Annotated in this window: 22 protein-coding genes and 1 tRNA gene; 9 read left to right on the top strand and 14 right to left on the bottom strand. The window is 66.5% G+C overall.

The features are described from left to right. On the bottom strand, positions 1 to 906 hold the full coding sequence (gene cyoA / locus G370_RS0116615; protein WP_019661606.1) for a ubiquinol oxidase subunit II: 906 nt from the start codon (positions 904 to 906) through the stop codon (positions 1 to 3). A gap of 183 nt (positions 907 to 1,089) precedes the next feature. On the opposite strand from cyoA, the gene G370_RS0116620 reads away from it, so the two are divergent. The 4 genes from G370_RS0116620 to G370_RS0116635 are packed head-to-tail and all read left to right on the top strand — an operon-like array spanning position 1,090 to position 4,962. Further along, positions 1,090 to 2,505, top strand: coding sequence for an aminotransferase-like domain-containing protein (locus G370_RS0116620; RefSeq protein WP_019661607.1), 1,416 nt, complete (start codon positions 1,090 to 1,092; stop codon positions 2,503 to 2,505). 55 nt (positions 2,506 to 2,560) lie between these two features. Continuing rightward, complete coding sequence (locus G370_RS0116625) at positions 2,561 to 2,839, top strand: hypothetical protein (protein WP_019336318.1); 279 nt, start codon at positions 2,561 to 2,563, stop codon at positions 2,837 to 2,839. Then, positions 2,839 to 3,438 carry a DUF6436 domain-containing protein gene (locus tag G370_RS0116630; RefSeq protein ID WP_019661608.1) on the top strand — a complete coding sequence of 200 codons (600 nt, stop codon included), beginning with the start codon at positions 2,839 to 2,841 and terminating at the stop codon, positions 3,436 to 3,438. Before G370_RS0116625 ends, G370_RS0116630 begins: the two co-directional genes overlap by 1 nt. Before the next feature lie 9 nt (positions 3,439 to 3,447). After that, the gene (locus tag G370_RS0116635) at positions 3,448 to 4,962 is read left to right on the top strand and encodes an aminotransferase-like domain-containing protein (RefSeq protein WP_019661609.1); all 1,515 of its coding nucleotides are present in this window, start codon (positions 3,448 to 3,450) and stop codon (positions 4,960 to 4,962) included. Between the two features lie 260 nt (positions 4,963 to 5,222). Here G370_RS0116635 and G370_RS0116640 read toward each other — a convergent pair whose 3' ends face one another. Further along, entirely contained in the window at positions 5,223 to 6,524 is a 1,302-nt protein-coding gene (locus G370_RS0116640; protein ID WP_019661610.1) for an aminotransferase class V-fold PLP-dependent enzyme, read from the bottom strand. Further along, entirely contained in the window at positions 6,524 to 8,926 is a 2,403-nt protein-coding gene (locus tag G370_RS0116645; RefSeq protein ID WP_019661611.1) for a TonB-dependent receptor plug domain-containing protein, read from the bottom strand. Before G370_RS0116645 ends, G370_RS0116640 begins: the two co-directional genes overlap by 1 nt. Before the next feature lie 201 nt (positions 8,927 to 9,127). On the opposite strand from G370_RS0116645, the gene G370_RS0116650 reads away from it, so the two are divergent. Genes G370_RS0116650 through G370_RS0116660 form a run of 3 tightly spaced genes read left to right on the top strand, consistent with a single transcriptional unit; the run spans position 9,128 to position 11,774 of the window. Continuing rightward, positions 9,128 to 9,955, top strand: coding sequence for an AraC family transcriptional regulator (locus G370_RS0116650; protein ID WP_019661612.1), 828 nt, complete (start codon positions 9,128 to 9,130; stop codon positions 9,953 to 9,955). Positions 9,956 to 10,004: 49 nt separating this feature from the next. Continuing rightward, positions 10,005 to 11,048 carry an alpha/beta hydrolase family protein gene (locus G370_RS0116655; RefSeq protein ID WP_425423344.1) on the top strand — a complete coding sequence of 348 codons (1,044 nt, stop codon included), beginning with the start codon at positions 10,005 to 10,007 and terminating at the stop codon, positions 11,046 to 11,048. Between the two features lie 54 nt (positions 11,049 to 11,102). Next, complete coding sequence (locus tag G370_RS0116660) at positions 11,103 to 11,774, top strand: VOC family protein (protein ID WP_019661614.1); 672 nt, start codon at positions 11,103 to 11,105, stop codon at positions 11,772 to 11,774. Between the two features lies 1 nt (position 11,775). Here the strand turns inward: G370_RS0116660 and G370_RS0116665 are convergent, their stop codons facing one another. The 4 genes from G370_RS0116665 to G370_RS0116680 form a co-directional block, all read right to left on the bottom strand. Next, positions 11,776 to 13,188, bottom strand: coding sequence for a TPM domain-containing protein (locus tag G370_RS0116665; RefSeq protein ID WP_019661615.1), 1,413 nt, complete (start codon positions 13,186 to 13,188; stop codon positions 11,776 to 11,778). Positions 13,189 to 13,329: 141 nt separating this feature from the next. Beyond that, positions 13,330 to 15,054, bottom strand: a complete 1,725-nt coding sequence (locus G370_RS0116670; RefSeq protein WP_019661616.1) for a peptidoglycan-binding protein — start codon at positions 15,052 to 15,054, stop codon at positions 13,330 to 13,332. A gap of 122 nt (positions 15,055 to 15,176) precedes the next feature. Continuing rightward, a complete protein-coding gene (locus G370_RS0116675; RefSeq protein WP_233653611.1) occupies positions 15,177 to 15,752 on the bottom strand; it encodes a hypothetical protein in 576 nt (191 codons plus the stop codon). A gap of 52 nt (positions 15,753 to 15,804) precedes the next feature. Continuing rightward, positions 15,805 to 16,329 (bottom strand): hypothetical protein, encoded by a 525-nt coding sequence (locus G370_RS0116680; protein ID WP_019661618.1) that lies wholly within the window; start codon positions 16,327 to 16,329, stop codon positions 15,805 to 15,807. A 206-nt stretch (positions 16,330 to 16,535) separates the two neighbouring features. On the opposite strand from G370_RS0116680, the gene G370_RS0116685 reads away from it, so the two are divergent. Beyond that, the gene (locus G370_RS0116685; protein WP_019661619.1) at positions 16,536 to 17,162 is read left to right on the top strand and encodes a YiiX/YebB-like N1pC/P60 family cysteine hydrolase; all 627 of its coding nucleotides are present in this window, start codon (positions 16,536 to 16,538) and stop codon (positions 17,160 to 17,162) included. Between the two features lie 55 nt (positions 17,163 to 17,217). Here G370_RS0116685 and G370_RS1000000121790 read toward each other — a convergent pair whose 3' ends face one another. The 3 genes from G370_RS1000000121790 to ubiA form a co-directional block, all read right to left on the bottom strand. Next, complete coding sequence (locus tag G370_RS1000000121790) at positions 17,218 to 17,382, bottom strand: hypothetical protein (protein ID WP_005414774.1); 165 nt, start codon at positions 17,380 to 17,382, stop codon at positions 17,218 to 17,220. 274 nt (positions 17,383 to 17,656) lie between these two features. Then, entirely contained in the window at positions 17,657 to 19,081 is a 1,425-nt protein-coding gene (locus G370_RS0116695; protein ID WP_019661620.1) for a short-chain fatty acid transporter, read from the bottom strand. A 186-nt stretch (positions 19,082 to 19,267) separates the two neighbouring features. Further along, positions 19,268 to 20,161 (bottom strand): 4-hydroxybenzoate octaprenyltransferase, encoded by an 894-nt coding sequence (gene ubiA, locus G370_RS0116700; protein ID WP_019336794.1) that lies wholly within the window; start codon positions 20,159 to 20,161, stop codon positions 19,268 to 19,270. 149 nt (positions 20,162 to 20,310) lie between these two features. On the opposite strand from ubiA, the gene G370_RS0116705 reads away from it, so the two are divergent. Then, positions 20,311 to 20,387 (top strand) — tRNA-Arg (locus tag G370_RS0116705). Positions 20,388 to 20,438: 51 nt separating this feature from the next. Here G370_RS0116705 and G370_RS0116710 read toward each other — a convergent pair. The 4 genes from G370_RS0116710 to G370_RS0116725 form a co-directional block, all read right to left on the bottom strand. After that, entirely contained in the window at positions 20,439 to 20,900 is a 462-nt protein-coding gene (locus G370_RS0116710) for a hypothetical protein (RefSeq protein WP_019661621.1), read from the bottom strand. After that, positions 20,897 to 21,316 (bottom strand): hypothetical protein, encoded by a 420-nt coding sequence (locus G370_RS0116715; RefSeq protein ID WP_019661622.1) that lies wholly within the window; start codon positions 21,314 to 21,316, stop codon positions 20,897 to 20,899. The genes G370_RS0116710 and G370_RS0116715 overlap by 4 nt, the downstream gene beginning before the upstream one ends. Before the next feature lie 155 nt (positions 21,317 to 21,471). Further along, on the bottom strand, positions 21,472 to 22,827 hold the full coding sequence (locus tag G370_RS0116720; RefSeq protein ID WP_019661623.1) for a Gfo/Idh/MocA family protein: 1,356 nt from the start codon (positions 22,825 to 22,827) through the stop codon (positions 21,472 to 21,474). A 65-nt stretch (positions 22,828 to 22,892) separates the two neighbouring features. Then, a complete protein-coding gene (locus tag G370_RS0116725; protein WP_019661624.1) occupies positions 22,893 to 25,868 on the bottom strand; it encodes a TonB-dependent receptor in 2,976 nt (991 codons plus the stop codon). Positions 25,869 to 25,990 lie beyond the last annotated feature (122 nt).

The raw sequence follows: 25,990 nt of genomic DNA on the forward strand, positions 1-25,990 counted from the left end.
TTACTCCTGGGAAACCTGAGCACCGCCGGCAGCGCCCGCCGGGGTAGCAGCAGCGGTGTTCTCACCGACGCCGATGAACTGGTCGATGACCTTCTTGAACAGCAGCGGTTCAACACTGGAGAAGTGCTGCACCGGTGCGTTCTTCGACGGCGCGGCCAGCGCCTTGAACTGCGTGAAGCTGAGCGCGTCGGGCGCGCTGCGCACTTCGGCCACCCAGCGCTCGAAGTCTTCGTTGCTGCTGGCAGTGGCGATGAACTTCATGTTCGAGAAGCCATGCCCGCTGTAGTTGCCGGACATGCCACGGAACTGGCCGGGTTCGTTGGCGATCAGGTGCAGCTGCGTGCGCATGCCGGCCATCGCGTAGATCTGCCCACCCAGCTGCGGGATGAAGAAGGTATTCATCGTCGAGTTGGAGGTGATGTTGAATGCCAGCGGACGATTGGCCGGGAAGTTGAGCTGGTTGACCGTGGCGATGCCCAGGTCCGGGTACACGAACACCCACTTCCAGTCGGTGGCGATCACGTCCACCTGCAGCGGTTCGCCAGCCACGTCCAGCGGCTTGTAGGGGTCCAGCTCGTGGGTGGACTTCCACACGATCACCGCCAGCACCGCGATGATGATCAGCGGCACGCCCCAGACCACGATCTCCACCTTGGTGGAGTGCGACCAGTCCGGCGTGTATTTCGCTTTGGTGTTGCCGGCGCGGTAGCGCCACGCGAACACGAAGGTCAGCACGATGGCCGGTATCACCACGATCAGCATCAGGCCGATGCAGATCAGGATCAGGTCGCGCTGGGCGAGCCCGACCATGCCCTTCGAATCCAGCAGCACCCAGTCACAGCCCGACAGGCCGACGCAGGCCAGGGCGACCAGCGCCAGGCGGATGCGGTTCCAGCAGATATTCATTGGAGGTCAACCCTGTTGAAGAAGCGCGCTTGACCGGCTCGCCTGCGCGCAGCGCCCGGGCGTGGAGCGGCTACACTGTGGGTACGAGGTCGCCTACAAGCAGGCGAGCCACTCCAATCAAGCCCATACAAGATACAGCATTGTATGGACTTGTGCATCTGCACGTATGGAAAAATCTGACCGATGACGCCACCTGCTGCCGGCCGCCGCCTGAAACACCCCAATCGCACCTGGGTCCGCCCCTTCCGCGAGGGCGCCGGCCCGCTGTACCTGCAGATTGCCCAGCAGGTGCGCGAGGCGGTGGATGACGGCGTGCTGCGCCCGGGCGACCGCCTGCCGCCGCAGCGCGACCTGGCCCAGCAGGTGGGCGTGGACCTGACCACGGTCACCCGCGCCTTTGCCGAACTGCGCCAGGCCGGCCTGCTCGACGCGCAGGGCGCGGGCGGCACCTTCATCGCGCTGTCGGCCGGCAACCGCAGCACCTCGGTCGACCTGAGCATGAACATCCCGCCGCTGCTGGGCAGCGCGCCGTTCGCGCAGGGCATGGAAGCCGGCTTCCAGCACGTGGGCCAGCAGCTGGGCCAGGGTGAACTGATGAGCTACCACGTCGGCGCCGGTACCCACGAGGACCGCGCCGCCGCCGTACAGTGGCTGGCACCGATGCTGGGGACGGTCGGCACCGACCAGGTAGTGATCTGCCCCGGTGCGCAGACCGCGCTGTGCGCGCTGATCCTGGCCCGCACCCAGCCAGGCGAGCTGATCGCCGCCGAGCAGCTGACCTACCCGGGCCTGCTGGCCGCCGCGCGCGTGCTGCAGCGGGGCGTAGTGCCGGTGGCGATGGACGCCGAAGGCATGCTGCCCGAGGCACTGGAAGAAGCCTGCCAGATGCGCCGCCCGCGCCTGCTGTACCTGGTGCCGACCATCCAGAACCCGACCACGGCGACGATGTCGGCGCAGCGCCGGCAGGCCCTGCTGGCGGTTGCCAAGCGCCACGATCTGACCGTGATCGAAGACGATCCCTACTGGTTGCTGGCTGGTGATGCCGCGCCGCCGTTGGCCGCCCATCGCGACGCCGGCTGCCCGGTCTACTACATCTCCACCCTGTCCAAGTGCCTGGCCCCGGGCCTGCGCACCGCTTACCTGGTGGTGCCGGCCGGCGAGCCGATGGAGCCAGTGCTGGACGCCCTGCGCGCGATCGCACTGATGCCGACCCAGTCGATGGTGGCGGTGGCCTCGCAGTGGATCCGCAGTGGCCAGGCCCAGGACATGGTGCAGCGCTTCCAGCAGGAGCTGCGCGAGCGCCAGGCCATTGCCGCCCGGTATCTGCCCACCCGCGCCCAGGCCCATCCGGCCGGCCTGCATGTGTGGCTGCCGCTGCCGCCTCGGCTTGACCAGTACCGGCTGATCCAGGCCGCGCAGGAACAGGGCCTGGGCATCGCCAGTTCCGACGCCTTCAGCGTGGAAGAGCCGCCGCCGGGCAACGCAATCCGCCTGTCGCTGGGCGGCGCGGTCGACCAGGGCGCTTTGGCCGGGGCGCTGGCCAAGCTGAACGAGATCCTGTCCGAAGTTCCCGAGGCCCGGCACAACGCCATTGTCTGAACCGAACGCATGGCGCCCAATCCATACAAAATGATATTTTGTATGCAATGTATGGATGAAGGGACGTGCATCGATGCGCGCCGAGAAACTGAAGTTCCACCTGGTGATGGCCGGGTGCGGTGGCTTTGTGGTGCTGATGCTGGCCGCGCTGGCCTGGGTCTGCCTGCAGCCACAGACCGTGGACGTACAGGCCGCCGAACGCCATGCCATCGAGCAGTGCCTGCAGCGCAGCGAGGATCCGTCGCGTAGCGAGATCCAGCGTCGCGCGCAGGCCGATTCCTGCCGCGAGATGCGCAAGCAGTACGTGCACAAGTTCGGCCGGGAAGACTCCTGATGGGCGCAGCCGCGCCGCGCCGCCGCTTGCTGCTGCCGACGATGATCGCCCTCGCCTGCCTGTTCATGGCAGGCGTGGCGGCTGCACTGTGGCAGTACTTCGGCTACAGCGCGCAATCCACGTTCACCGAACAGGCCATCGTCTTCGACGACTCGCAACTGCGCCTGCCAGCCGATCTGGCCAGTGATACCGGCCGCATCCGCGTGGTGCATTTCTGGGACCCGGCATGTGCGGTCTGCAACCGCGAAACCGGTGCCCACCTGAGCTACCTGATCAGCATGTACCGCCGCGCCGGCATCGACTTCTACGCGATCCGTCGCCCTGGCACGCAGGGCGAGCTGCCCGAGCCGCTGCGCAGCAAGGTGATCAACCTGCCGACCATCGACGGCATCGAGCACATCCCGGCCAGCCCTGCGGTGGCGATCTGGGACCGGCAGGGCCATCTGGCCTACGCCGGCCCGTACAGCATCGGCATGGTCTGCAACTCGGCCAACAGTTTCGTCGAACCGCTGCTGGACAGACTGGTGCGCGGCGAAACCGTGCGCCCCAAGGGACTGCTTGCCGTGGGCTGCTACTGCCCGTGGCAGGCCAAGCGCTGAGGACGCGCAATGACATCACTGGCTCTGGGTGGCGCGACCGCCGCAAACAACAACGGCGGTCACCTGTCCGAACCGACCGATGGTTATGGACAGGCTCCCGCCGTTGGAAGCAACGATACGCCCCGACATGCTCCGTACATGCCGCGACCGGATGTCGCAGCGCGCGAGTGGGTGCAGGACGTGCTCGCGCACAGCGGTCCGATCTACCTGCGCATCGTCAATTCGCTGGAACGCACGGTGCGCCGTGGTGGTCTGGCACCGGGACAGCGCCTGCCCTCGCAGCGCGCGTTGGCGCAGCAGCTGGGCATCGACCTGACCACGGTCACCCGCGCCTTTGATGAAGCACGCAAGCGTGGCCTGATCGAAGCGCGTGGACCACAGGGCAGCTTCATCGCACCGCCCAAGGCTGGCTTCGACCAGGTGGTGGACCTGAGCATGAACGTACCGCCAGTGCCCGACGCCGATGCGCTGGCCGAGATGCTGCGCCGTGGCGCCGCCGCCGTGCTTGCACGCAGCAACGCGCCGAACCTGATGACCTATCACCTGGGCGGCGGCAATCCCACTGATCGTCACGCCGCAACGCGCTGGCTGCGACCCATGCTGGGAACGGTCGACGACGCCTGCCTGCTGCTGACCGAAGGTGCACAGGTGGCGCTGGCCGCGATCCTGGTCAGCCAGGGCCGCGATGGCGATACGATCCTGTGCGATGCGCTGGTCTATCCGGGCCTGTTGCAGGCCGCAGCGGCGCTGGGGCGTCGGCTGATGCCGGTGGACAGCGACGAACACGGCATGTGCCCTGAAGCGCTGCTGCGGCAGGCGCGCGAAAGCGGCGCGCGCCTGGTCTATCTCAACCCCACCTGCCAGAACCCGACCGCGCTGACCCTGCCGCTGCAGCGGCGCGAGGCGCTGGCGCGTGTACTGGAGAGCGAAGGCCTGCTGGCGATCGAGGATGATCCGTACTGGCACCTTGCCGAAGATGCACCGATACCCCTGGCAACGCTGGCACCGCGCCATGTGTTCTATGTGGCGACGCTGTCGAAGGTGATCAGCCCCGGCCTGCGCACCGCGTTCGTGCAGTGCCCGAGCGCTGCGCACGCCGAGGCGATGACGGCTGCGTTGCGGGCGACGCGGCTGATGGGCCATCCGCTGGTCTCGGCATTGGCCAGCCAACTGCTGCTGGATGGTTCGGCGCAGTCACTGCTGGCCCAGGTACGCGCCGAGGCACGCGAGCGCATGCGCATGGCACGTTACCTGCTCGCGCCGTCGCTGCTGCAGCGCGCGGAGGGCCTGCATGCCTGGTGCCGGATACCGGCACCCTGGACCGACGCCACGCTGGTGCGTACCGCACAGCTGCAGGGGCTGGCGATTGCGCCGTCATCGGCGTTCTGTCCGCCGGGGGTCTCGCTCCAGTACGGCGTGCGGTTGTCGCTGGGGCTGGCAGCGGACCGAGGGCAGCTGGAGAGTGCGTTGCATCGGATTGACCGGTTGTTGTTGTCCGATGCGTTGCCGGCGATCGAGCGGTAAGCGTGGAATGGGATGTGCCGACCAACGGTCGGCACCCACCCGATCGGTAGTACCGGCCGCTGGCCGGCAGAAGATTCCCCAGCACGGTCGGAATGTGCCAACCAAGGTTGGCACCCACCAGATCAGAGGTAGATCGTCGATGGGATGTGCCGGCCAACGGTCGGCACCCACCCGATCGGTAGTGCCGGCCGCTGGCCGGCAGCTGCTCGTGGGCGACGATCATGAGGTTGCCGGCCAGCGGCCGGCACTACCGTTCATGATCAGGCCAGGGCAGAGAGCGCCTGCACCAGCGCATCCAACTGCTCCGGTCGGGTGAACACCGACGGCGTCACCCGCACGCAGGCGCCGGAGTCCAACCCGTCACGATGCGTGGTGAACACGCGGTGTTCGTCCAGCAGGCGCTTCTGAAGCGCGATGTTGTCAGCCACGCTGGTGCGCCCGTGCAGGCGGAAGCTGGCCAATGCGCTGGCCAACGCCGGGTCCGGTGAAGACAGCACTTCGATATGCGCCATCTGCCGCGCAGGCACCGTCCAGCGCTCGCGCAGGTAGCGCAGGCGCGCCTGCTTGTTGGCCGCGCCGATACGCTGGTGCAGCGCGATCGCTTCTGGCAGCGCCAGGTAAGCGGCGAAGTTGACCGTGCCGGTGTGCACACGGCTGCCCACGCGGCCATCGTCGGTCTCGCCCATGTACGGGTCGAGGTCCGCAACGCGGCCCTTGCGCACATACATCGCGCCGACGCCGACCGGTGCGCCGATCCACTTGTGCAGGTTGATGCCAACGAAATCGGCCTTGAGCTGCGGCACCGCGTAGTCGATCTGGCCGAACCCGTGCGCCGCATCAACGATCACGTCGATGCCGCGTGCCCGCGCACGTTCGGCGATTTCGGCCACCGGCAGCACCAGCCCATGGCGATGGCTGACCTGGGTCAGCAGCACCAGCTTCAGGCGTGGCAGCCGCGCGAACGCGGCCTCGTAGGCCTGCAGGATCTGCACATGGTCGGGCACCACCGGCAGCGCGATGCGCTCGACCTGCACGCCACGGCGCTGCTGCAGCCAACGCATCGCACCGATCATGCTGTCGTAGTCGATGTCGGCGTACAGCACCTGGTCGCCGGGCCGCAGGCGGTTGTAGCCACCGATCAGCGCCAGCATCGCCTCGGTGGCGCCTCGGGTCAGTGCGATCTCATCCACGCCCACGCCCAGCAGTTCGGCCACCTGCCGCTGCACCGCCATGTACTGCGCCGGGAACGCATGACGGCCATACCAGGCGTTGCCACGGTTCACTTCAGCGGTATGGCGCTGGTAACTGGCCAGCGTTTCGCGGCCCATCGCGCCCCAGTAGCCATTCTCCAGGTGGTTCACTTCGTCGGTGATGTCGAAGTGGCTGGCCACGGCGGCCCAGTAGCTCTCATCGCGGGCCAGCACGTCCGGCGCCACGGTCGTTGCGGGAATCTGCATGGACGCAGCGTAACGCGTGGCAGCCATGGCGGGCAGTGAAGAAAGTGCGGCTGCGGCCGGCAGCAAGGAGCCGGCACGCAACAGGAAGCGGCGGGTCGGGTCCATCAGAAGCTCAGCCGGTACTGCGCGTACAGGTTGGCGCCGTCGGTGTCGTACGGCGCGTTGCGCGAGTAGACCAGGCCGCGACTGGCCTGGAAAGTGGCTTCGTCCGGATAGCGGTCGAACACGTTGTCGGCACCCACGCGCAGGCTGTGATGTTCGTTGATGCGATAGCCGACAGCCAGGTCGAGGAAGCTCATCGCGCCGAAGCGCTGGTAGATATCGCCCACTGCATTGCCGCTGGAATCGGTCCAGGCGCCGTAGTAGCGCATGCGTGCCATCAGCGACCAGGCGCCGATGTCCCAGCTGCCGGTCAAGCTGCCCTTGTGCTCGGGCAGGCGGTCTTCGAACAGCACGCGCTGGGTCTCATTGGTTGCCACCGAGGTGCTGCCGTTGTCCACGCGGGTGCGGTTGTAGTTGTAGGCCAGGGTCAGCGTCATGCGGCCCGCGCCGAGGTCGCGCAGGTAGTTGCCGACCACGTCCACGCCGGTGGTGGTGGTATCGAAGTCGTTGGTGAAATAGTTCACCGAGGTATAGCCCAGCGGATTGGGCGTACCGGCCGGAATGGCGAAACTGGCCGACTGGCTGAAGCGGTCGGTGAGCTTGATCTGGTAGACATCCACCGAACCGGACAGGCCCAGGTCGGTGCGCCAGGTCAGGCCGAGCGAGGCGGTGCGTGATTCTTCCGGCTTCAACGGCCTGGCACCGAGCAGCTGCGCCAGCGGATCGTTCGGCGACAAGCGGCCGCTGGTGAAGATCTGCAGCGTGCGCGTGTCCAGGCCCTGGGTGGTACTGGTGGTGTTGAGCTGCGCCGGCGTCGGCGCACGGAAGCCGGTGGACACGGTACCGCGCAGGGCTACATCCGGCGTGATCGCGAAGCGCGCCGAGAGCTTGCCGTCCAGCGTGCTGCCGAAGCTGGAGAAGTCCTCGTAGCGGCTGGCCGCACCGATGCTCCAACGCTCGCCCAGCGGCACTTCCATGTCCACATAGGCGGCCTTGCTGCGCTGGCTCCACTGCCCGGCCTGGCTGGCCGAGAAACCGGGCGCACCATTGGAATTGGCCTCCAGGCCTGCAGCCGCGCCCGGACCCACCGCGTATGACGCCGGGTCACCGGCGCGCACCTGGTAGGTGTCCTGGCGGAACTCGCCACCGAAGGCGACGTTGATCGGCCTGGTCAGCGCGGCCACGTCCCACTCATAGTTGAAGTCGGCGTTGGCGTTCTTCTCGGTCTGGGTCAGGCGGCCGAGATCGAAGTCGGTCGGGCTGGCCGGGCCGAGCGAGGCATTGATCGAGTTCTTCAGGCTGTAGTCGATGGCGTTGCGGCCATACGAGGCGCTCACGTCCCAGCGCAGCTTCGGTGTGATCTCGCCGCGCAGGCCGCCGACCAGCTGCAGGTCGTTCTGGACGTTGCCGTACTGCGGGCTGAAACCCACCGGGTAGATCGAGCGCAGGTTCCAGCCCGGGAAGATGACGGTGGTGCGGTAGGCGCCGGTGGTGGTGTCCGGATTGCGCCAGTTGAAATCACTGACGCCATCGCTGTGGCTGTAAAGACCGAACGCATACAGCTCCAGCGCGTCGCTGGCGTTGGCCTTCACGTTGAAGCCGACGCGGCGGCTTTCCAGTTCCGGCTGGCCCCAGCGCTGCACCGGGTTGGGCACCTCCAGCTCCGGATGTACAGCCTGGAAGGCGATCGCATCCGGGCGCTGGCGGGTACGCGAGGTGGCGTCTGAATTGGACGACTCGGCGAACAGCACCAGGCTGCCATAGTCGCCCAGCGACCAGCCGGTGCGCGCACTGAAGTCGCGCGAGGCACCGTCGCCCTGCGCGTACTGCGAATAGCCGGCGGTGATCCCGGTGCCGGGGCCGTCCTCAAGAATGATGTTGATGACACCGGCGATGGCGTCCGAGCCGTACTGCGCCGATGCGCCGTCGCGCAGCACTTCGATGCGCTTGATCGCGCTGGTCGGAATCTGTGCAAGGTCGGCCGCCTGTGCACCACGGTTGCCGAGCAGCGCGCTGCGGTGGAAGCGACGCCCGTTGACCAGCACCAGGGTCTGGTCCGGCGACAAGCCACGCAGCGTAGCCGGACGCACGAACACCTGGCCGTCCGCCATCGGCAGGCGCTGCACCACGAATGATGGCACCAGCTGGGCAAGCACGTCCTTCAGATCGGTGGATTCAACGGAGCTGATGTCTTCCTTGCTGAACACGTCCACCGGCGCCAGTGTTTCGAACTGGGTGCGGTTGGAGGCACGGGTACCGGTGACCAGCATTGCATCAAGCTGGGTGGGCGCGGCGCGGCTGCCGCCTGCGGCATCGACCGCATCGGCCTCCGCTGCGATCGCGCCTCCTGCGCTGGCCATGGAAAGGGCGAGGAGGATGGAACGCGAAAGCTTCGAACGATGCACGGCAGGACTCCGGGAGGACGCGACGGGGCCAGCACCTGCAGGGATATCCCAGGCCTGGACAAGGCGCGCAGTCTCGGCGCGATCTGTGAAGGAGGCATGACGTCAGTGCGACAGCTTGAGTCCGCGCAGGCGCAAGAACTGCTAAACGCCGCGCCTGCCGATCCGCTACTGTGTCCAGCATCGGATTCATGGAACGACAGGATGAGTGCGGCAGGCAAGGCGGTGTGGTACATCGAAACCCATGCGGAGCAGCCGCTGGCCTTGGCCGATATCGCCGCTGCGGTGGGACTGTCGCCATTCCATCTGTCGCGCCTGTTCCAGGCCCGCACCGGCACGTCGGTGGTCCGTTACCTGCGTGGGCGCCGCTTGACAACGGCCGCGCAGCGGCTGGCCAACGGCGCATGCGACATCCTGCAGGTGGCGATTGGCGCGGGCTACACCACTCATGCCGCGTTTACCCGTGCCTTCAGCGAACAGTTCGGGCAGACACCGGAACGGGTACGCCAACAGGGCACCGATGGGCTGGCGCTGGTGCAGGCGATCCGCGTGGACGAGGCGCCGGCTGCCTGCGCTGAGGCGCCACAGCTGCTCGACACCCCGGCCTTCCAGCTGGCCGGCATCGGCATGCGCCATACCCGCAACAGCGGCGGTGCCATTCCCGGGCAGTGGGCCCAGCTCAACCGGGAATGGCCGGCGCCGGCCCCGGTCAGTTTTGGGGTGTGCTGCAACAACGACGACGACGGCGGCTTCGACTATATCGCCGCGCTGCCGATTGGTTCACTTGGCCCTGTACCCGCGCACTGGCAGCGCGTGGATGTGCCCGCACGACGCTACTTGGTGGCCTGGCACGGCGGGCACATCTCGGCCATCCGCTCGACCTGGTTCTGGTTGCTGGATCACTACCTGCCCAGCGCCGGCCTCAGCCTGGCCGACGCGCCGGACCTGGAGCGCTACGACGCCCGGTTCAACGAGCACACTGGCAACGGCGGCGTGGAGATCTGGCTGCCGGTAGACGAACGTCCCTGCTGACATGGAGCTGAAGATGCGCGTGAACATCACAATTGTCGGGCTGCTGCTGATGGCAGCGGCGCTCTCCGCCCACGCAGGCGACACCTGGAAAGCCGGCGAGCGCCATGGCACCACGACGGTGGCCAGTGCCGCCGTGCGCGATGCGCAGCACCGCAACACCCTGCGCTACACGGTGTGGTATCCGGCACCGGCCGATAGCAGCGAAGTCGAGGTGACCATCGGGCCGCCTGGCACGCCCCTGTTCGATGTTGGTCGCTCGGCGATGGATGCGCTGCCCGCAGGCGCTCGCCTGCCGACACTGCTGCTGTCGCATGGCAACGGCGGCAGCGCGCGCATGATGGGCTGGCTGGGCACCGCGCTGGCACGGAAAGGTTATCTGGTGATCGCGGTCGATCATCCCGGCAACAATGGTGCCGACCAGATGACCCTCCATGGCAGCATGTTGACCTGGCTGCGCGCGGATGATCTGCGCGCGGCACTGGCGGCCGTGCAGGCCGATCCAGTGCTGGGCCCGCACGTCGATCCTGAACGCCTAGGTGTTGCCGGTTTCTCGGCCGGTGGCTACACCGCGCTGTTGGCGGCAGGGGCGCAACCGGACCTGCAGCGACTGCTGGCGTTCTGCACGGCGCATCCGGATGACGGCGTCTGCCGGCCTCAACAGGAAGCGGCAACGCACACGATGGAGGCGCGTGTTGCCGCTGCGGCGTCGGCCGAGCTGTCGCCGTGGATGTCCCACGCCAACGACGCACGCGCCATTCCCGGCGTGCGCGCGGTGTTCCTGATGGCACCGGCGATCATCCAGGCCTTCGCGCCCGAGCAGCTGTCCTCGTTGCGGCTGCCCGTGTCGATTGTGCTTGGCGAGGCTGACACGGTTGCGCCGCCACAGACCAATGGCGCGGCCGCGCGTGCAGTGATTGCGGGCGCTGCACTGCAGCTGCTGCCAGGTGTCGGCCATTACGATTTCCTCGCCGCATGCACCCCGACCGGGCAGCAGCGGCTGCAGGACCTCTGCAGCACGTCAGTGCCAAAGGCAAAGACCCACGCGCAGACAGTGGACGCAGCAGTACGGTTCTTCGACCATTCACTGCGCTAGTGGCCGCCGGGCGTGGCCCGGCGCTACAGTGGGCGCGTCCACGGAGAATCGATCATGCGCCTGCTGCACCTCACCCTGCCGGTATCCGACGTCGCTTCCGTGGCCGCGTATTTCCATGATGTGCTGCAGCAGCGCGTGGTCGGCAACCATGTGCACATCGGCTGGAGCACCATCGAACTGCAGCCGGCGGGTGATTACCCCGTCGGTGGCGTGCACCTGGCCTTCAACGTACCGGACAACCGCTTCGGCGAGGCGATGGCCTGGTTGCGCGAACGGGCCCCGCTGCAACGTAATCCTGAGGGCCTGGATTACTTTGCGCTGGAGAGCAGCTGGCAGTCGCAGTCGGTGTACTTCACCGGTCCTGATGGCCTGATCCTCGAGTTGATCGGCCGGCGCCGTCTGCCAGTCAGCACGCGCGCAGGCGCCTTCCATGGCAGCGAGCTGACCTGCCTGAGCGAGGTTGGCCTACCCAGCCACGATGTCGATGCGGTGCGCGAACAGTCCAGCCAGCGCTTCGGCCTGCAGCCGATCAGCCCGCCGTCGCCGCAGTTCGCGCCGATGGGCGACGACGAAGGCCTGCTGATCGTGGTTGCTGCGGACCGGCGCTGGTTCCCCGAGCAGAAAGACCTGCCCAGTGCCCAGGGCGTGCAGCTGCAGGTGGGTGATGTGAACGGTAGCGGCGAACTGCGCGATGCCGCGCTGGGCTGGCGGGTGTGGGCGGCCTGAGCTACCAGCTGCCCGAAGCGCCGCCGCCGCCGCTGCGACCACCACCACCGGACCAGCCGCCGGAACTGCTCGAGGACGAACTCGACGACGAGGTGCTGGACGAGGAACGGTAGCCTTGGGACGACCTTCGTCCGCTGCGTGCTTTTTCGCCGGGCAGCAGGGTGAACAGCCAGATGAAGTACAGGAACAGCGTGCCTACGCTGGACACGATCATCGCCAACACGCGTGCGTTCCCGTCGCTGGCCCGGTCGATGGCCAGCAGCGCGCCCAGCGCATAGGCGCCGGTCAACAGCACCAGCACCACCAGGCGCACGGCGAAGCTGTTGCGGTTCTTGCGCCAGCGCGCGCGGCCGGCCTGCACCAGGAAGAACACCAGCATGGCGGCAAGGGCGACCGCCAGGTTCAGCAACGTGTGCAGGGCAAGGCTGGGCGGCAACTGGCCACGGACCGGCATCACCGCGAAGAAACCGATACTGACGGCCAACATGCCGCACAGCACGATGCGCACACCACGGCTGCGACGCCAGCACCATCCCAGCAGCGCCGCCACCGGTACAGCAGGTAACAGCACGCAGAACAGCGCAGGCAGCACATGCCGCGGCAGCAGCAGCGTCGCCGAAACCAACCCAGCGGCCATCACTGCCGTTACCAGCAGCGGTCTACCCCAGGCAGGCAATGTCGGCCAATTCGGCCTGGGCATTGCCGCATTGGCTGCCAATGCCTTGCGCCGTCGCTCACGGCGTTTAAAGCTGAACTCGGCCTCGGTCCTGGTGGCCATCAGGCGCGGCGGTGATCGCCACAGACCGGCCAGGAACCCCACCAGCAACGTCAGGGCAACGACCGAATCCCCTGTGCGCCAATCCGCTGGCAACAGGTTGCGTGCGGATGAATCTTCCTGGGGCGGCAGCGGCTCGCCATCGATCAACGCCACCAGCACCTTGCTGCCGTCCAGCAGGCCCTGGTCCAGGTCTCCCTCACGCAGGCGCGGCACGATCGCCTTGTCGATGATGCGCGCGGCATAGGCATCGGGAATGGTGCCTTCCAGGCCATAGCCGGTCTGGATGCGTACGCGCCTGTCCTGCACTGCCACCAGCAGCAACACCCCGTCATCGACACCGGCGCGGCCCAGCTGCCACTGTTCGAAGACGCGCTGTGCATAGGCTTCGATGCCGTCATCGCCAACACTGGGCACCACCAGCACCTGCAGTTGCGCGCCTTTGCGTGCCTGCAGCTGCAATGCCTGCTCGCGCAGCGTGGCGAGGGTGCTGGCGGACAGCGCGTTGGCGGTGTCCACCACCGGGTCATCCAGTCCCGGGATCGCGGCCGCCGCCAGCACTGGCAGCGGCAATAGGCAGAGCAGCAGTGCCAGCCCTACCCGCTGCCATGCGTTGCGCCACCGCAGCACCCGGCTCATGTGGACGCCATGCCTTGCAATGGCGGCGTGCTGTGCATCATGCGAAACAGCATCCGTGTATGTCCTTGCCCCATGAACGGAAAAGCCGGCCGGATTACCCCGGCCGGCCTCCTTTACCACACACCTCTTCACACGCAGCGGTCAACGGCCCATGGCCACGCGCTGCTGCTCGTCCTGCACGTGTTGCTGCGAAGGCTCATGCTTGGCCAGCATTGCAGCGCTGGTCTCCTGCAGGCTCGGTGCCGTCTGGGTCATGTCCACCGCAGTACGGAAGCCGGGAACGGTGCCGATGACGAAGGCCTTGCCATCCTGCACGGTGACGCCCTGCAGCTTCTCCGGTGAATCGATGCCGGCGGCCTTGGCCTGGGCGGTCACATGCGCGCTCATCTCGTTGCAGATCATGCCCGGCATGTGGCCACGGATCGCATTGTGCAGCGGCGTATCCGGATGCGCCTTGTCGCCCAGTTGCGGCCCCTTCGGCGCCGCCTCGGCATGGCTGCGGCCTTCGGCCAGCTTGCCCAGCGTCGCCGGACCCGCCACGCCATCGGCGGTGAGCCCGTGCTGCTTCTGGTAGGCGATCAGTGCGTCCCTGGTATTGGCACCGAACTTGCCATCCTCGCTCAGCGGATTGCCTTGGCCGTCGCGCACGCCCAGGCGGTTGAGTTCCTTCTGCAGCGCAGTCACTGCCTCGCCCTTGGCCCCCTGGCGCAGCACACCGTTGTGGTCGGCGTCATGCGAATGGCCACCCTTGCCGGTTTCCTTCAGCTTGCCGTGGTCCCAGAAGTCCTGCGGGCTGAGCAGCTTGCCGTGCGGATCCTTCAACTGGTAATGCACGTGCTGGGCATACTGCCCCGCACCGCCCGGGCCACGCCCGCCCATGGTGCCGATCGGCTCGCCCGCCTTGATCGGCTGGCCTTCCTTCACCTGGGTCGAGTGCAGGTGCAGGATCTCGTGCGAGTTGCCCTGTGCATCCCTGATCTTCACCGTGCCGTAGTCGCCACCGACGAACGTCACCGTTCCGGAGATCGGCGCGTTGACGGTCGGGTGCTGCAGATTACGACCGTGCTGGCCGCCGACATAGTTGAAGTCGGTGCCACCGTGCGGCTTGTGCGCGCGGTGTTCGCCGAACTCACCGGTAACGTGCGGCTTGACCCCGTTCTGCGGGGGCAGCATCACCTGCATCGTCTGCTCGAAGGTGCGGGTCTGGCCTTCGGCGTGCGCCGCTGCCGGCTTGGCCTGCGCGTGGGTGGCCGCAGCTGCGGAGGGGGCCGCGTGGCTGCCATGGGACTGGCCGTGGGTCAGGCCCAGGCGCTGCTCCACGAACCGCTCGTACTTGTCCACGTACGGCATCACCTTCTTTTCAGACAGGGTGAGGCCGCCGTAATCGCGGGTCGGGCCGTCGTGGTGGTACTTGTAGATGTACTCCTCACCCTGGCCGCGCTTGTGCGCCAGCGTGCGGTTATCGATGTAATGGTCAACCAGTGCATCGGACTGTGCGCCGACGTCGAAGCGGTTGCGGCTGTTGAGGTGGTAGTGGTTGCCGGTCTTGTCGATGAACTGGCCCAGGCCCGAGGCCGAGGTGGTGCCAGCGGCGGCATCGGGGTTGAAGCCCGATTCAACGCGGGCGATGGCCAGCACGTGCGCGGTTTCGCGCGGGGTCAGGCCCTTCTCGCGCGCCGACTCGATGATCGTGTCGATCACCCGTGACTGTACTTCCGGGGTCGCATCGCCCCACCGGCGGGAATTGCCATGCAGGCGGCCGTCGCTCTGGTCGATCGGCTCCCGGTAGTGGCTCCACGGTTTGATGCGGTCACTGCTGTAGGCCGCCCCGCGGGGCTGGACCATGTCCTGGTAGATGTCTGCCATGTCTGTGCTATCCATTCTATGAAAAAGGGGATTTCCTTAAGGGGTACTGCTCCTGGTACTTCTGGTACTGCGGTACTGCGGTGCTGCGTTCACAGCGCGCGTGCGACGTCCTGCCGCTGCGCTCAGTCTTCGATGTAGTTCACCTCCGGGTGCTTGATGCCGAGCGAGTCGATCAACGTCTCGTACTCGTCGTTGTTGGGCTCCTGCTCCTCGCCTTCCGCGCCGCGCAGCGGGGGTGTGCTGTGGGTCAACTGGCGGCCACTGGCGTCGTACAGGTAGTACCACTCGCAGAAGCTGCAGCCGAACGGCAGTTCACCGTACTGCACGACGAAGTACGGCGTACCGCTGCGGTCCTGCACGCAGGCCAGGCCAACGGCGGTATAGCCGTCCATCTCCTTGGGCGCAGCAATGGCCTGGCGTGCGCCGTCCTTTTCGATTTCCAGCGTGGTCAGCCGGGAAGCGTCCGTGTCTTGGGTGGGCTGGGCCGCCAGGTGCAGGCGGGTGCCTTGGCAATCGATATGCATGCCGGTCTCGTCGCGCGTAAGAGAGGTGGGAAGGTCCGCAACGGCAGCCGCTGGTGCGGCCGGCTTCGCTGCCGGTTCAGTAGAAGCGGGGGCCGCCGCCGGTGCAGCCGCCTCAGGGCCGCTGCAGGCAGCAAGCATCAGGGCCAGCACGGGGGCAACGGGAGACAGACGCATGCGGTGCTCCTTGGGTGAATCACACGACCGCCCGCAGGCGGTCGCTCAGGGGTCAGATCGATTCGTCCTCACGCTTGACCAGTTGCCAGCACGGCTTCTGGGCAAAGGTGTAGATCTGCTGGTCGCTGGTATCGGGGGTGCGCATCTGCACCTGTACCTGGCCGTCGGGCAGGCGGGTGACCTGCATCTCGCGGCCCTGGCGTTGCAGCGTGGCCGGGTCCGGCATCACCGGCCATTCGACCTTGGCAAGCGGCACCTTCTCCTCCACCTTGCGTGGCTCCGGCTCGGCGTCGCCATCGATGTGGCTGTCCAGCAGCGGATCGGCAGTGGACGTTTCCTGCAGCGCGATCTCGTTGCCGAAATGCTTGAGGAAGTCGTCGAAGACCGGATGGGGGCAGCTGGCAGACGCGTCTGCCGGGGCCGCGGCAACCGGCGTGGCCGGCGTCGTGGCGGCGGCCGTGCTGCTCGGAGCCGGTGCGGCGGCGTCAGTGATGGCAGCCTGGGGCGCAGGCTTGCAGCCCGACAGCGCAAGCCCCAGGGCAAGCGCAAGCAGGGCAACGGGGCGGAGCTGGTTCAAGGGATCCTCCTGATTCCGGGCGGTCGCGCGCGGTTCCGGCGCGGTAGGGAGGCAAGGATAGCCATGCCTCTGTCGATTCAGTTTCAACATCCGCTGTCAGGAATATCCCGACATGCTGAATTGAGACTCATATCACACTTGGACTGAAATCAACGTCATCGCAGCAGCCGTTAGACTACGCCGCACACGCTTCGACCCTGGCCCCCATGCGCGCATTCCTGCTTGCCCTCTCCCTGCTGGCGCCAACGCTGTGGCCTGGTGTTGTGGCCGCACTGGAGGTCCGGGAAGGCGACCTGCTGTTCGTCACCGCCGGCCGCAGCGGCCTCAGCGCGGCCATCGACGATGCCACCGGCAAGCAGCACGGCCCCAGCTTCGACCACGTGGCCCTTGTCGCCTTGGCGTCGCAGGGGTGGGAGGTACTGCACGCCGACGAGAAGGGATCGCGCCGGCAATCCCTGGTCGAGTTCCGCCAGGACGCCCGCGCCAGGCAGCGGCAGATCGTGGTCTATCGCCTGCAGGCACCGCAGCAGGCCGCCATCAAGGATGCGATCGCGACCGCACGCACGATGCTGGGCAAACCGTACAACACGTCATACGTGTTGAACGAGGACAGCTACTACTGCTCGGACTTCATCGAGCGCGCATTCCGTGCGCACCATGTGTTCGCGTTGCAGCCGATGAACTTCCGCAACCCGCAGACCGGGCAGATCGCCCGGCACTGGGTGGATCTGTACCGCGGCATGGGCATGGACGTGCCGCAGGACCAACCCGGCACCAATCCCAATGACATGTCGGCGGCGCCGGTGCTGCAGCGCATCGGCGTGCTGGAATAAGCGAAGCCCCGCACAGGGCGGGGCTTCGCGGGTTGCCCAGGCTGGGGCATCGAAGTCACTCTTCCTCGTCCTGCCCACCCTGCTGCTGGTTGCGCTGGTTGCGCTGCTGCTGTTCCTGCTGCTGTTGCTGCTGCTGGTCGCGGCCGCGCCCCTGCTGCTGATCCTGCTGGTTCTGCTGGCCCTGCTGCTTCTGGTTCGGGTTCTGGTTCTGCTGTGCCATGTCCGATCTCCAAAGCCACGCGCGGAATGCGGTGGACGGGACCATCGTCTGCAGCGATTGGTTAATCACACGTGGGTGGCCGGCTACATTCGTGTGTACGCCTGTGAATGAACGCGCGGAACCTCTTGCGGCACAAGCGCCTGAAGGATTCATGCGGGTTCGGCATGTGCTCATGCCGTCATCTGCGTTGCACGCATTCATGGCGCTCGCAGCCGGAGACACGCGCTGAACGAGGCTGGCTTTCCCGGCTCACACAGGGAAGCCAACGCTGCATTCATGGCATCACCGGCGGCACGTACGCCAGCGTCATCCCCAGCAGCCACAGCAGGCCCAGCACCAGCGGGATATGCACCAGCAGCTGGATGAAGGTGAAGCCCACGATGTCGCGTGCCTTCAGGCCCAGCACGCCCAGCAGCGGCAGCATCCAGAACGGGTTGATCAGGTTCGGCAGCGCTTCGGCCGCGTTGTAGACCTGCACGGCCCAGCCCAGGTGCGCCTTCAGTTCGTTGGCGGCCTGCATCACGTAGGGCGCCTCGATGATCCACTTGCCGCCACCAGACGGCACGAAGAAGCCCAGCACCGCCGAATAGACGCCCATCACCAGCGCGAACGAATCGGTGCTGGCCACGTGCACGAACAGGCTCGACAGCCGGTGCGCCAAGGTCTGCCCGTCACCGCCGGCGGCGTGGGTGAGGATCATCGCGATACCGCCGTACAGCGGGAACTGGATCAGTACGCCGGTGGTGCTCGGCACCGCCTTGGCCACCGCGTTGAGGAAGCTGCGCGGGCGCCAGTGCAGCAGCAGGCCCAGCGAAATGAACAGGAAGTTGTAGGTGTTGAGGTTGGCGATGGCGGTGACCACCGGTTTGTTGGCGAACTCGTTGAACAGCCAGCCGAACGCCAGCAACGAGAGCAGCACGGTCAGCAGCGGGCTGTATTCCAGCCACTCGCCCGGGCGCGTGCGCCGCTGCAGCGGCTCCGGCTCGGCCTGCGCGGCGCCCGGGAAATCCTCGGCGGTACGCGCACTGCCGGCCGCAGGCGCGGTCAGCCAAGCGATCAGCAGCGAGACCAGGATCAGCACTGCGGTCAGCGCGATCGACTGCCACAGGAAGATGGTTTCGGTGAACGGCAGCACGCCGGTGATCTCCACCAGCCCCGGCGGCATGCTGGCCGGGTTGGCCTGGAGCTGTGCGGCCGAGGAACTCAGCCCCATGGCCCACACCGCGCCCAGGCCAAGATATGCCGAAGCACCGGCCGCGCGGTAGTCCATGCGCAGCTCGGTACGGCGGGCCAACGCGCGGACCAGCAGGCCGCCGAACACCAGCGAGAAACCCCAGCTGAGCAGCGAGGCGAGCATGCTGACCAGGCCCACGTACACCACCGCGCCGCGACCGGTGCGCGGCACACGGGCGAGGAAATCGATGAAGCGTGCGACCACCGGCGCGGTGGCCACGGCGTAGCCACCGATGACCACGAAGGCCATCTGCATGGTGAAGGGAATCAGGCTCCAGAAGCCGTCACCGAAGGCGCTGGCGGTGGCCTGCGGGGTCGAGCCGAAGCCCATCGCGGCCAGCGCGACGATGACCACGCCCAGCACCGCGAACACATACGCGTCGGGGAACCACTTTTCCGCCCAGGCGGCCGAGCGCAGCGCTGCGCGCGCCATCCAGCCATCCTGTACTGCTGCCTTCGAGGCCATCGCCTACCCTCCCAGGTTCGATGGATCGATTCTGGGCGGTGGGGTGCAGGCTGTCAGCCACCTATTGGTCGTAGGCGGCGGAAGGCCCGGCGCTGTGCGCCGCCGCCCGAGCATGGGCTCGGGCGCTACGGATATCCGGTTTCGGGGGGCCACCTGTAGAGCCGAGCCCACGCTCGGCTGCGCGTCTCAGCGCAGCGCCAGGTCCACGGCGATGCCGGCAAACAGCGCGGCACCCACCCAATTGTTGTGCAGGAACGCCTTGAAGCATGGACCGCGTTCGCGATTGCGGCAGATCCAGAACTCGTACACCACCAGCACCGTGGCCACGGCCACACCGGCCAGGTAGTACCCACCCAGCCCGCCACGCACGCCAACCAGCGCCATGGTGGCCAGGAACAGCGCGTAGAGCACGCCCTGGATGACCAGGTCGAGGTCACCGAACAGGATCGCGGTGGAGTGCGAGCCCATCTTCAGGTCGTCCTCGCGATCGACCATGGCGTACCAGGTGTCGTAGGCGGTGGACCACAGGATGTTGCCGGCATACAGCAGCCAGCCCAGCATCGGCACCTCGCCCTGCACGGCGGCGAACGCCATCGGGATGCCCCAGCCGAAGGACATTCCCAGGTAGACCTGTGGCAGATGGGTGTAGCGCTTCAGGTAGGGGTAGCTGGCGGCCAGGAACACGCCGATGAAGCTCAGGCCGATGGTCAGCCCGTTCATCGTCAGCACCAGGCCAAATGCCACCAGCATCAGCACCGCAAACAGCGCCAGCGCGGCACGGCCACTGATCGCACCGGTGGCCAGCGGGCGCGCCTTGGTGCGCTCCACGTGCGGGTCGAGCCAGCGGTCGGCGTAGTCGTTGATGACGCAACCGGCCGAGCGGGTCAGCCACACACCGGCAGTGAACACGAACAGGGTCCACAGCGGCGGCAGGCCGCCTGCGGCCAGCCACAACGCCCACCAGGTGGGCCACAGCAGCAGCAGCGTGCCGATCGGGCGATCGGCGCGCATCAGACTCCAGTAATGCCGCCAACGCGGCGTCGCCGGCGACTGCGGCGAAGTGAGGGGGGTATCAGCCATGGCGATAGGATACTCCTGCCCCTCCGGCAGGGCTTTGCCCGTGGGGGGAGATTTGTTCGGCGAAACTGGATAGAATGCCGGTCCCGCACCGCCTCATGGCGCTGCGATGCCCGCCCCGGCACTGGCCGGTGGCGCGGCGGTTCTACAACGCGCCCGTAGCTCAGCCGGATAGAGTAGTGGCTTCCGAAGCCATTGGTCGGGGGTTCGAATCCCTCCGGGCGCGCCATCTTCCCCTGCTCGTTCCCGTCACCCCGGGCCTCTCGCTTGCGCTTCCACGTCAACGTGGCTCAGGAGCGAACGGCATCGAGCGATGTGTGCAACCTTGAAGATCGCGCACGACGATGGAAAGCGCCTGCCCTTTCTGCACGGCACCGGGCAGGAAGGCGCCCTTGCCGTCGTACAGGAAGGTTTCAATCTCACCACGTGCAACCACCAGGTCCGCAGCCGGCGGCTTGAGCTCTTCCAGAACAACACTGAAGGGACGCCAGGCCAGACCGTGTTCGTCGCGGATATCGGTCGATACGGCGTGTGCATGCGCCTGCCGATCCATGCTGGCCAGTGGCAGCCGTAGTGCCTGCGATCCCTCCGTAGCGATCTGGAACCTGCCAAGGACCACGGTATCCACAGTTTCACTGCCGATGTAGGTGATCGTGGCCTCGGGACACTGCACGGCATCGGCCGGGTGCGATGCACACGCGGCCATGCTTGCGGTCAGGAGCAGAATGATCGGCCGGATCATTGGCTGGCACCTGGCACATCGCTACCCTGCCCGGGGTTTGCAGCGGCGCGCGTAGTGGTAGCGCCCGGCCTGCGCGCATAGCTGTAATCGGGATCGCGCCAGGCGCGCACGATCGGACTTCGTGCGTGCCTGATCGCGCCGGGGACCCAGGACAACATCAACACCACGGCCCAGATCGCAGCCAGCCAGAACCATCGGCCCGAGGCATAGGCCCAGATCATGGGTAATGCAGCCAGCATTACGATGATCTGCGTATACAACAGGTAGAGCGTATACAGGCCCAAGCGAGGATCCGAGCGCAGCACCACGCCACATCCCCTGCATGCCGTCTTCGCCTGCCGTCTCGATGCGGAAAGCAGTGGAAACCGCTGCCCCGCGGCGCCGCAAAGTGGACAGGTGAAGGTCAGCAGGCGCATCAGGCAGCTCCTCTCTGTCGTTTGACATCAACTGTCCGGCACGAGGCCGAGCCTAGCATGGGCTTGGTAGGGGGACGCCACAAACAACAACGCCGGGCTATGCCCGGCGTTATGTTCAAAGCAGTCGAGCATGGCTCGACTCTACACAGAGCAGATCAGTACCTGCCATCGAACGCGAAGATCGGCTTGCGCTGCTTCCACGCACCTGCAGTGAAGTCCGGGAACTCCAGCGTCTGGAAACTATTGGCGATCGACTGCTCGCTCAGCGGCGTGATCGCACTCCAGGTCACCGCATCGTAGATGTCGATCGGCATCGGTGCCTTGGCCTTCAGCGCCTCGACAAACGCGTGGATGACGAACCAGTCCATGCCACCGTGGCCGGCGCTGGCGGCGGTATCGGCATTCTGCTTCCACAGCGGGTGCTCGTACTCGTCCTGGTACTTCTTGAACTCCTCCCACTGGTGCGGCGGGCTGCGGCCTTCGATGTGGATCGAATGGTTCACGTCCATCCACAGACCCTTGGTGCCCTGCACGCGGAAGCCCATCGAGTACGGGCGCGGCAGCGAGGTGTCGTGCTGCAGCAGGATGGTCTCGCCGTTCTCGCAGGCCAGCGTGGTGGTCACGATGTCGCCGAGCTTGAACTTCACCTTGGTGCTGGGGTGGGTGGTGCCGCCACTCTTGGCCACGGTGTATTCGTGCAGGCCGCGTGCCTTGGTCGCGAAGGCGTTGATGTGGGTGAAGCGGTTGCCACGGTTGATGCCGGTGTACATCGCGCACGGGCCGATGCCGTGGCTGGGGTACAGCTCGCCGTTGCGCTCCACCGAATGCTCGGTGCGCCAGCGGGCTTCGCTCCAGCCCTTGGGCCCGAACTCCACGCCGCTGTCGTAGGGCTGGTTGGGGTCGCCGGAATTGAACTTCACGCCGCGCAGGTCGTGCTGGTAGCCGGCCTGCAGATGCACCAGCTCGCCGAACAGGCCCTGGCGCACCATCTGCAACGCCGCCATCACGTCGCGGCGGTAGCAGACGTTCTCCAGCAGCATGTACGGGGTACCGGTGCTCAGCTGGGTCTTCAACACGTCCCAGTGGTCCTGCAGGGTGATGCCGGCCACTACTTCGCAGCCCACGGCCACGCCGGCCTGCATCGCGGCAATCGCCATCGGCGCGTGGTACTCCCACGGCGTGGCGATGATCACGCCATCGATGCCCTTCTGATCCAACAGGCGCTTCCAGGCATTGGTGTCGCGATCCTGGCCGTAGGTCTTCGGGGCCGGCTTGCCGGCCTTGACCACCATGTCCATGGCGCGGCCGAGCATGATCGGCTCGATGTCGCACAACGCGACCACCTCGACATCGTCGCGGCGCACCAGCTCCTTCAGCAGCACCAGCCCACGCATCCCGGTGCCGATCATGGCCAGGCGCACCTTGCGCCCGCGTGCCCATGCCGGGGTCTGCGGCAGCAGGCTGCTGGCGGCGACAGCGGCACTGGCCGCGATGAATTCCCTACGCTTCATGGCAGACATCTCTCCTCTTGGCAGCGAGCCGGCCGTAGCCGGCCCGCCGGGTCACGCAAACGGAATTACTTGAAACGGTAGCCGATGGTCACACTGTAACCACGACCGAAAATGGTGGCGTAGTCACTGGAGTCACCCAGGAAGCTGTTCGGATCGTAGAACGGCAGGCGGTTGAACAGGTTCTTGACGGTGAAGCTCAGGTTCCACGCGTCATCCGGGCGCCAGGTGACGCTCATGTTGGCGGTCCACCACGACGGTGCACCATCGCACTTGCTCTTCTGCAGGGCCAGGTAGCCGCCGGTGCAGGTTTCCTTGTTGTTGCTCACTTCGTCGATCTGGTCGGTGGCCCACTTGGTGCCACCCACGTAGTTGACGAACATGCTGGTGGTGACCTGCTTGTAGGTCCAGTCTGCATTGAGCGTGGCACGCAGGCGCGGGTTGTTGTAGTAGCCCACCACGTCGCCGTAGTACCAGCCGTTCTCCGCGTCCATGTAGAAGCGGTTGCGGTTGGCGATGGTGGCGGCCAGGCCGATGTTCAGGTTGCCCCAGTCGCCCAGCGAGAAGCGGCTGCGCGCGTCGATGTCGAATCCGTCGATCAGCGTCTTGCCGCGGTTCTTGTACTGGCCGACCACGCTGGCCACGTTGCCGGCGGAGTAGCCCGGCAGGGTGGCCGGGCAGCTCACGCCGCTGGCCGGGTCGGCGCACATCGCCGCCAACTGGGCAAGATTGGCACGGTCGCTGTCGGTGATCGGCGAGCGCGACATCGAGATGATGTCTTCCATGCGGCGGTAGTCCGGCGCGACGATTTCATTGTCACGGTAGATGAACCAGTAGTCGGCCGACACCGACAGCCAGGTTGCTGGCTCGTATACGAAGCCGAGGGTGGCGATCTTGGCCTTTTCCGGCTTCAGGTCCTTGTTCGGCTGGGTCATGCGCGCCACGGTGCGGCTGCAGTCGACGTTCAGCAGGTTCTTTCCGAGGTCGACGTCACCCGGCCGCTGCGACTTCAGCAGCAGGTTGGCGATGGCGTTGGTCTCGTTGCAGCGCAGCTCGTCACGGAAGCCACCGAGCTGTGCGAACACGCCGCCGTTGCCGGACTCGGCCAGGCTCGGTGCGCGGAAGCCGGTGGAATAGGTGCCGCGGAGCATCAGCTGGTCGAAGGCCTGGTACTTGAAGCCGATCTTCGGCGCCACGTTGGCACTGAAGTTCGGGTACTTGTCCACGCGCACCGCCGCATCCAGTTCCAGCTTGTCGGTGATCGGCGCCACGGTCTCGGCGAACAGCGCGTAAGTGTTGCGCTTGCCATCGAACCACGAGCCACCCTGCTGGGTGATCAGGCCGTTGGCCGCATCCGCATTACCCGGGGTGTAGAAGGTCTCGCGGCTGGCGTTGAAGCCGAACGCGGCACGCATCTCACCGGCCGGCAGCTGGAACAGCGGTCCTTCGATCTTGCCGTCCAGGGTATGCAGGCGGGTCCACGACTGGATGTCGAAGGTCGGGAACGCTTCACGGATCAATGCGGCGTTGGCTTCGCTGATCTCGCCGAACTTGTACGCCGGGTGGTCGGAGATGATCACCCGACCGGTACCCGGATCGATCGTGTACGGCCCGAACGCCTTCTCGAAGCCCTTGGTGTTGACGTTGATCGTCTGGTAGGTGGTGGAGTGGGTACCGGCGCTGGCGAAGGCGGTCTCCCAGTTCCAGTCACCGCGGTTGCCACGCGCACCGGCCAGCACGCGGTAGCTCTTGTCGGTATTGCGCTGGCCGAAATAGTTCGGGCCGGCATCCTGCAGCAGGTAGTTCAGGCCGACCACCCCGCCCATCATCGCCTTCAACTGCGGACTGGCATGGTTGTATTCGTTGTTGGGGCCCAGGAACGGGTACAGGAACTGGTTGACGGTGTTGCCGGTATTGCGCGAGAACCAGCTGGTCGGGTTGCCGGTGGTGGTGCCGTAGGTGCGCGGCGTGCCGCCGTTGGCGCGCAGGTCGATGTCGGTGTAGGTCGCCTCGGCGAAGATCTCGGTGCTGTCACCCACCAGGAAAGTGCCGTTGAGGTAGGCGGTATTGCGCTCGGACTTGGCGCCGGCATCGATCTCGTTGTTCATCCAGGTTTCCCAGACGCAACGCGGACCGGCCGCTTCACTGGTCAGCACGTTCTTGCAGCCCGGCGCGGCTTCCTGCACGCGGCGGCCGGTGACCGGATCGAAGGCGAAGTAGGTGCCCGGGTTGAACTCGCCCGGCTTGCTGCCCACGCCCAGGCGCAGGTTGTTGAGGTAGTTCGGGTTGTTGACGTAGTACTGGTCCGGACGCTTGTCGTAGAAATCGCTCAGCGGAATCGCGTCGCGACGGTACATGTTGACCGCGCCATAGATATTGAAGCGGTTCTCGGCCAGGTCACCGAAGCCGGCGGTGATGCTGGCCTGCCGCTCACCGTAGGAATCGATGCGCGAGGAGGTGTCGTTGGTGAAGCTGATCTCGGCACCCTGGAAGTTGCGCTTGGTGATCACGTTGATCACGCCGGCCACCGCGTCGGTACCGTACACGGCCGACGCGCCGTCGGTCAGCACTTCCATGCGCTCGATGGCCGCGGCCGGAATCGCATCGATGTTGACGAACTGGGTCTGGAAGCCGGCCGGGGCACCGTAGTACGACAGGCGGCGACCATTCAGCAGCACCAGGGTGCCCTGCGCGCCCAAGCCACGCAGGTTGGCCTGCGAAGCACCGTCGGAACCGGTGAACAGCGAACGCGCGTCCTGCTGCGCCGGGCGGGCGGCCGGCAGGTTGTCGAGCACCTGCAGCAGCGTGCGCGCACCCATGTTCTGGATGTCCTGCTTGCTGATCACCTGCACCGGCGAGGCGGTTTCAACGTCGGTGCGGCGGATGTTGGAGCCGGTGACCTCGATGCGGGCCAGGTCGGTGGCCTTGTCCTTGCTCTCCTGGGCGAAGGCAGGAACGGCGACCGACAGCAGCACGCCGGCGATGGCCAGCGACAGCGGAGCGATCGAACGACAGGGGGGGCGGTGGTGGCGGGCGGGCAACATCGGGGTTCTCTCCTGGCAGGGGTGCAGCGCAATAAGTGAGCGCGTGGGCGTTCGGCGGGCAAAACGCTCCCGGGCCACGGCCACGAGGGCCGTAGTCGGAATGGGCGGGGGGAGGAGCGGTG

Source organism: Stenotrophomonas hibiscicola ATCC 19867, from assembly GCF_000382065.1.
Lineage (GTDB): Bacteria > Pseudomonadota > Gammaproteobacteria > Xanthomonadales > Xanthomonadaceae > Stenotrophomonas > Stenotrophomonas hibiscicola.

Bases quoted from the DNA above. Each gene is read 5' to 3' on its own strand.
- cyoA (WP_019661606.1), bottom strand. From the start codon at position 906: ATGAATATCTGCTGGAACCGCATCCGCCTGGCGCTGGTCGCCCTGGCC.
- G370_RS0116655 (WP_425423344.1), top strand. From the start codon at position 10,005: ATGGCAGCGGCGCTCTCCGCCCACGCAGGCGACACCTGGAAAGCCGGC.
- G370_RS0116685 (WP_019661619.1), top strand. From the start codon at position 16,536: ATGCGCGCATTCCTGCTTGCCCTCTCCCTGCTGGCGCCAACGCTGTGG.
- G370_RS0116710 (WP_019661621.1), bottom strand. From the start codon at position 20,900: ATGATCCGGCCGATCATTCTGCTCCTGACCGCAAGCATGGCCGCGTGT.
- G370_RS0116720 (WP_019661623.1), bottom strand. From the start codon at position 22,827: ATGAAGCGTAGGGAATTCATCGCGGCCAGTGCCGCTGTCGCCGCCAGC.
- G370_RS0116660 (WP_019661614.1), top strand. From the start codon at position 11,103: ATGCGCCTGCTGCACCTCACCCTGCCGGTATCCGACGTCGCTTCCGTG.
- G370_RS0116650 (WP_019661612.1), top strand. From the start codon at position 9,128: ATGAGTGCGGCAGGCAAGGCGGTGTGGTACATCGAAACCCATGCGGAG.
- G370_RS0116725 (WP_019661624.1), bottom strand. From the start codon at position 25,868: ATGTTGCCCGCCCGCCACCACCGCCCCCCCTGTCGTTCGATCGCTCCG.
- G370_RS0116630 (WP_019661608.1), top strand. From the start codon at position 2,839: ATGGGCGCAGCCGCGCCGCGCCGCCGCTTGCTGCTGCCGACGATGATC.
- ubiA (WP_019336794.1), bottom strand. From the start codon at position 20,161: ATGGCTGATACCCCCCTCACTTCGCCGCAGTCGCCGGCGACGCCGCGT.
- G370_RS0116620 (WP_019661607.1), top strand. From the start codon at position 1,090: ATGACGCCACCTGCTGCCGGCCGCCGCCTGAAACACCCCAATCGCACC.
- G370_RS0116640 (WP_019661610.1), bottom strand. From the start codon at position 6,524: ATGGACCCGACCCGCCGCTTCCTGTTGCGTGCCGGCTCCTTGCTGCCG.
- G370_RS0116635 (WP_019661609.1), top strand. From the start codon at position 3,448: ATGACATCACTGGCTCTGGGTGGCGCGACCGCCGCAAACAACAACGGC.
- G370_RS0116670 (WP_019661616.1), bottom strand. From the start codon at position 15,054: ATGGCAGACATCTACCAGGACATGGTCCAGCCCCGCGGGGCGGCCTAC.
- G370_RS0116625 (WP_019336318.1), top strand. From the start codon at position 2,561: ATGAAGGGACGTGCATCGATGCGCGCCGAGAAACTGAAGTTCCACCTG.
- G370_RS0116695 (WP_019661620.1), bottom strand. From the start codon at position 19,081: ATGGCCTCGAAGGCAGCAGTACAGGATGGCTGGATGGCGCGCGCAGCG.
- G370_RS0116715 (WP_019661622.1), bottom strand. From the start codon at position 21,316: ATGCGCCTGCTGACCTTCACCTGTCCACTTTGCGGCGCCGCGGGGCAG.
- G370_RS0116665 (WP_019661615.1), bottom strand. From the start codon at position 13,188: ATGAGCCGGGTGCTGCGGTGGCGCAACGCATGGCAGCGGGTAGGGCTG.
- G370_RS0116675 (WP_233653611.1), bottom strand. From the start codon at position 15,752: ATGCGTCTGTCTCCCGTTGCCCCCGTGCTGGCCCTGATGCTTGCTGCC.
- G370_RS1000000121790 (WP_005414774.1), bottom strand. From the start codon at position 17,382: ATGGCACAGCAGAACCAGAACCCGAACCAGAAGCAGCAGGGCCAGCAG.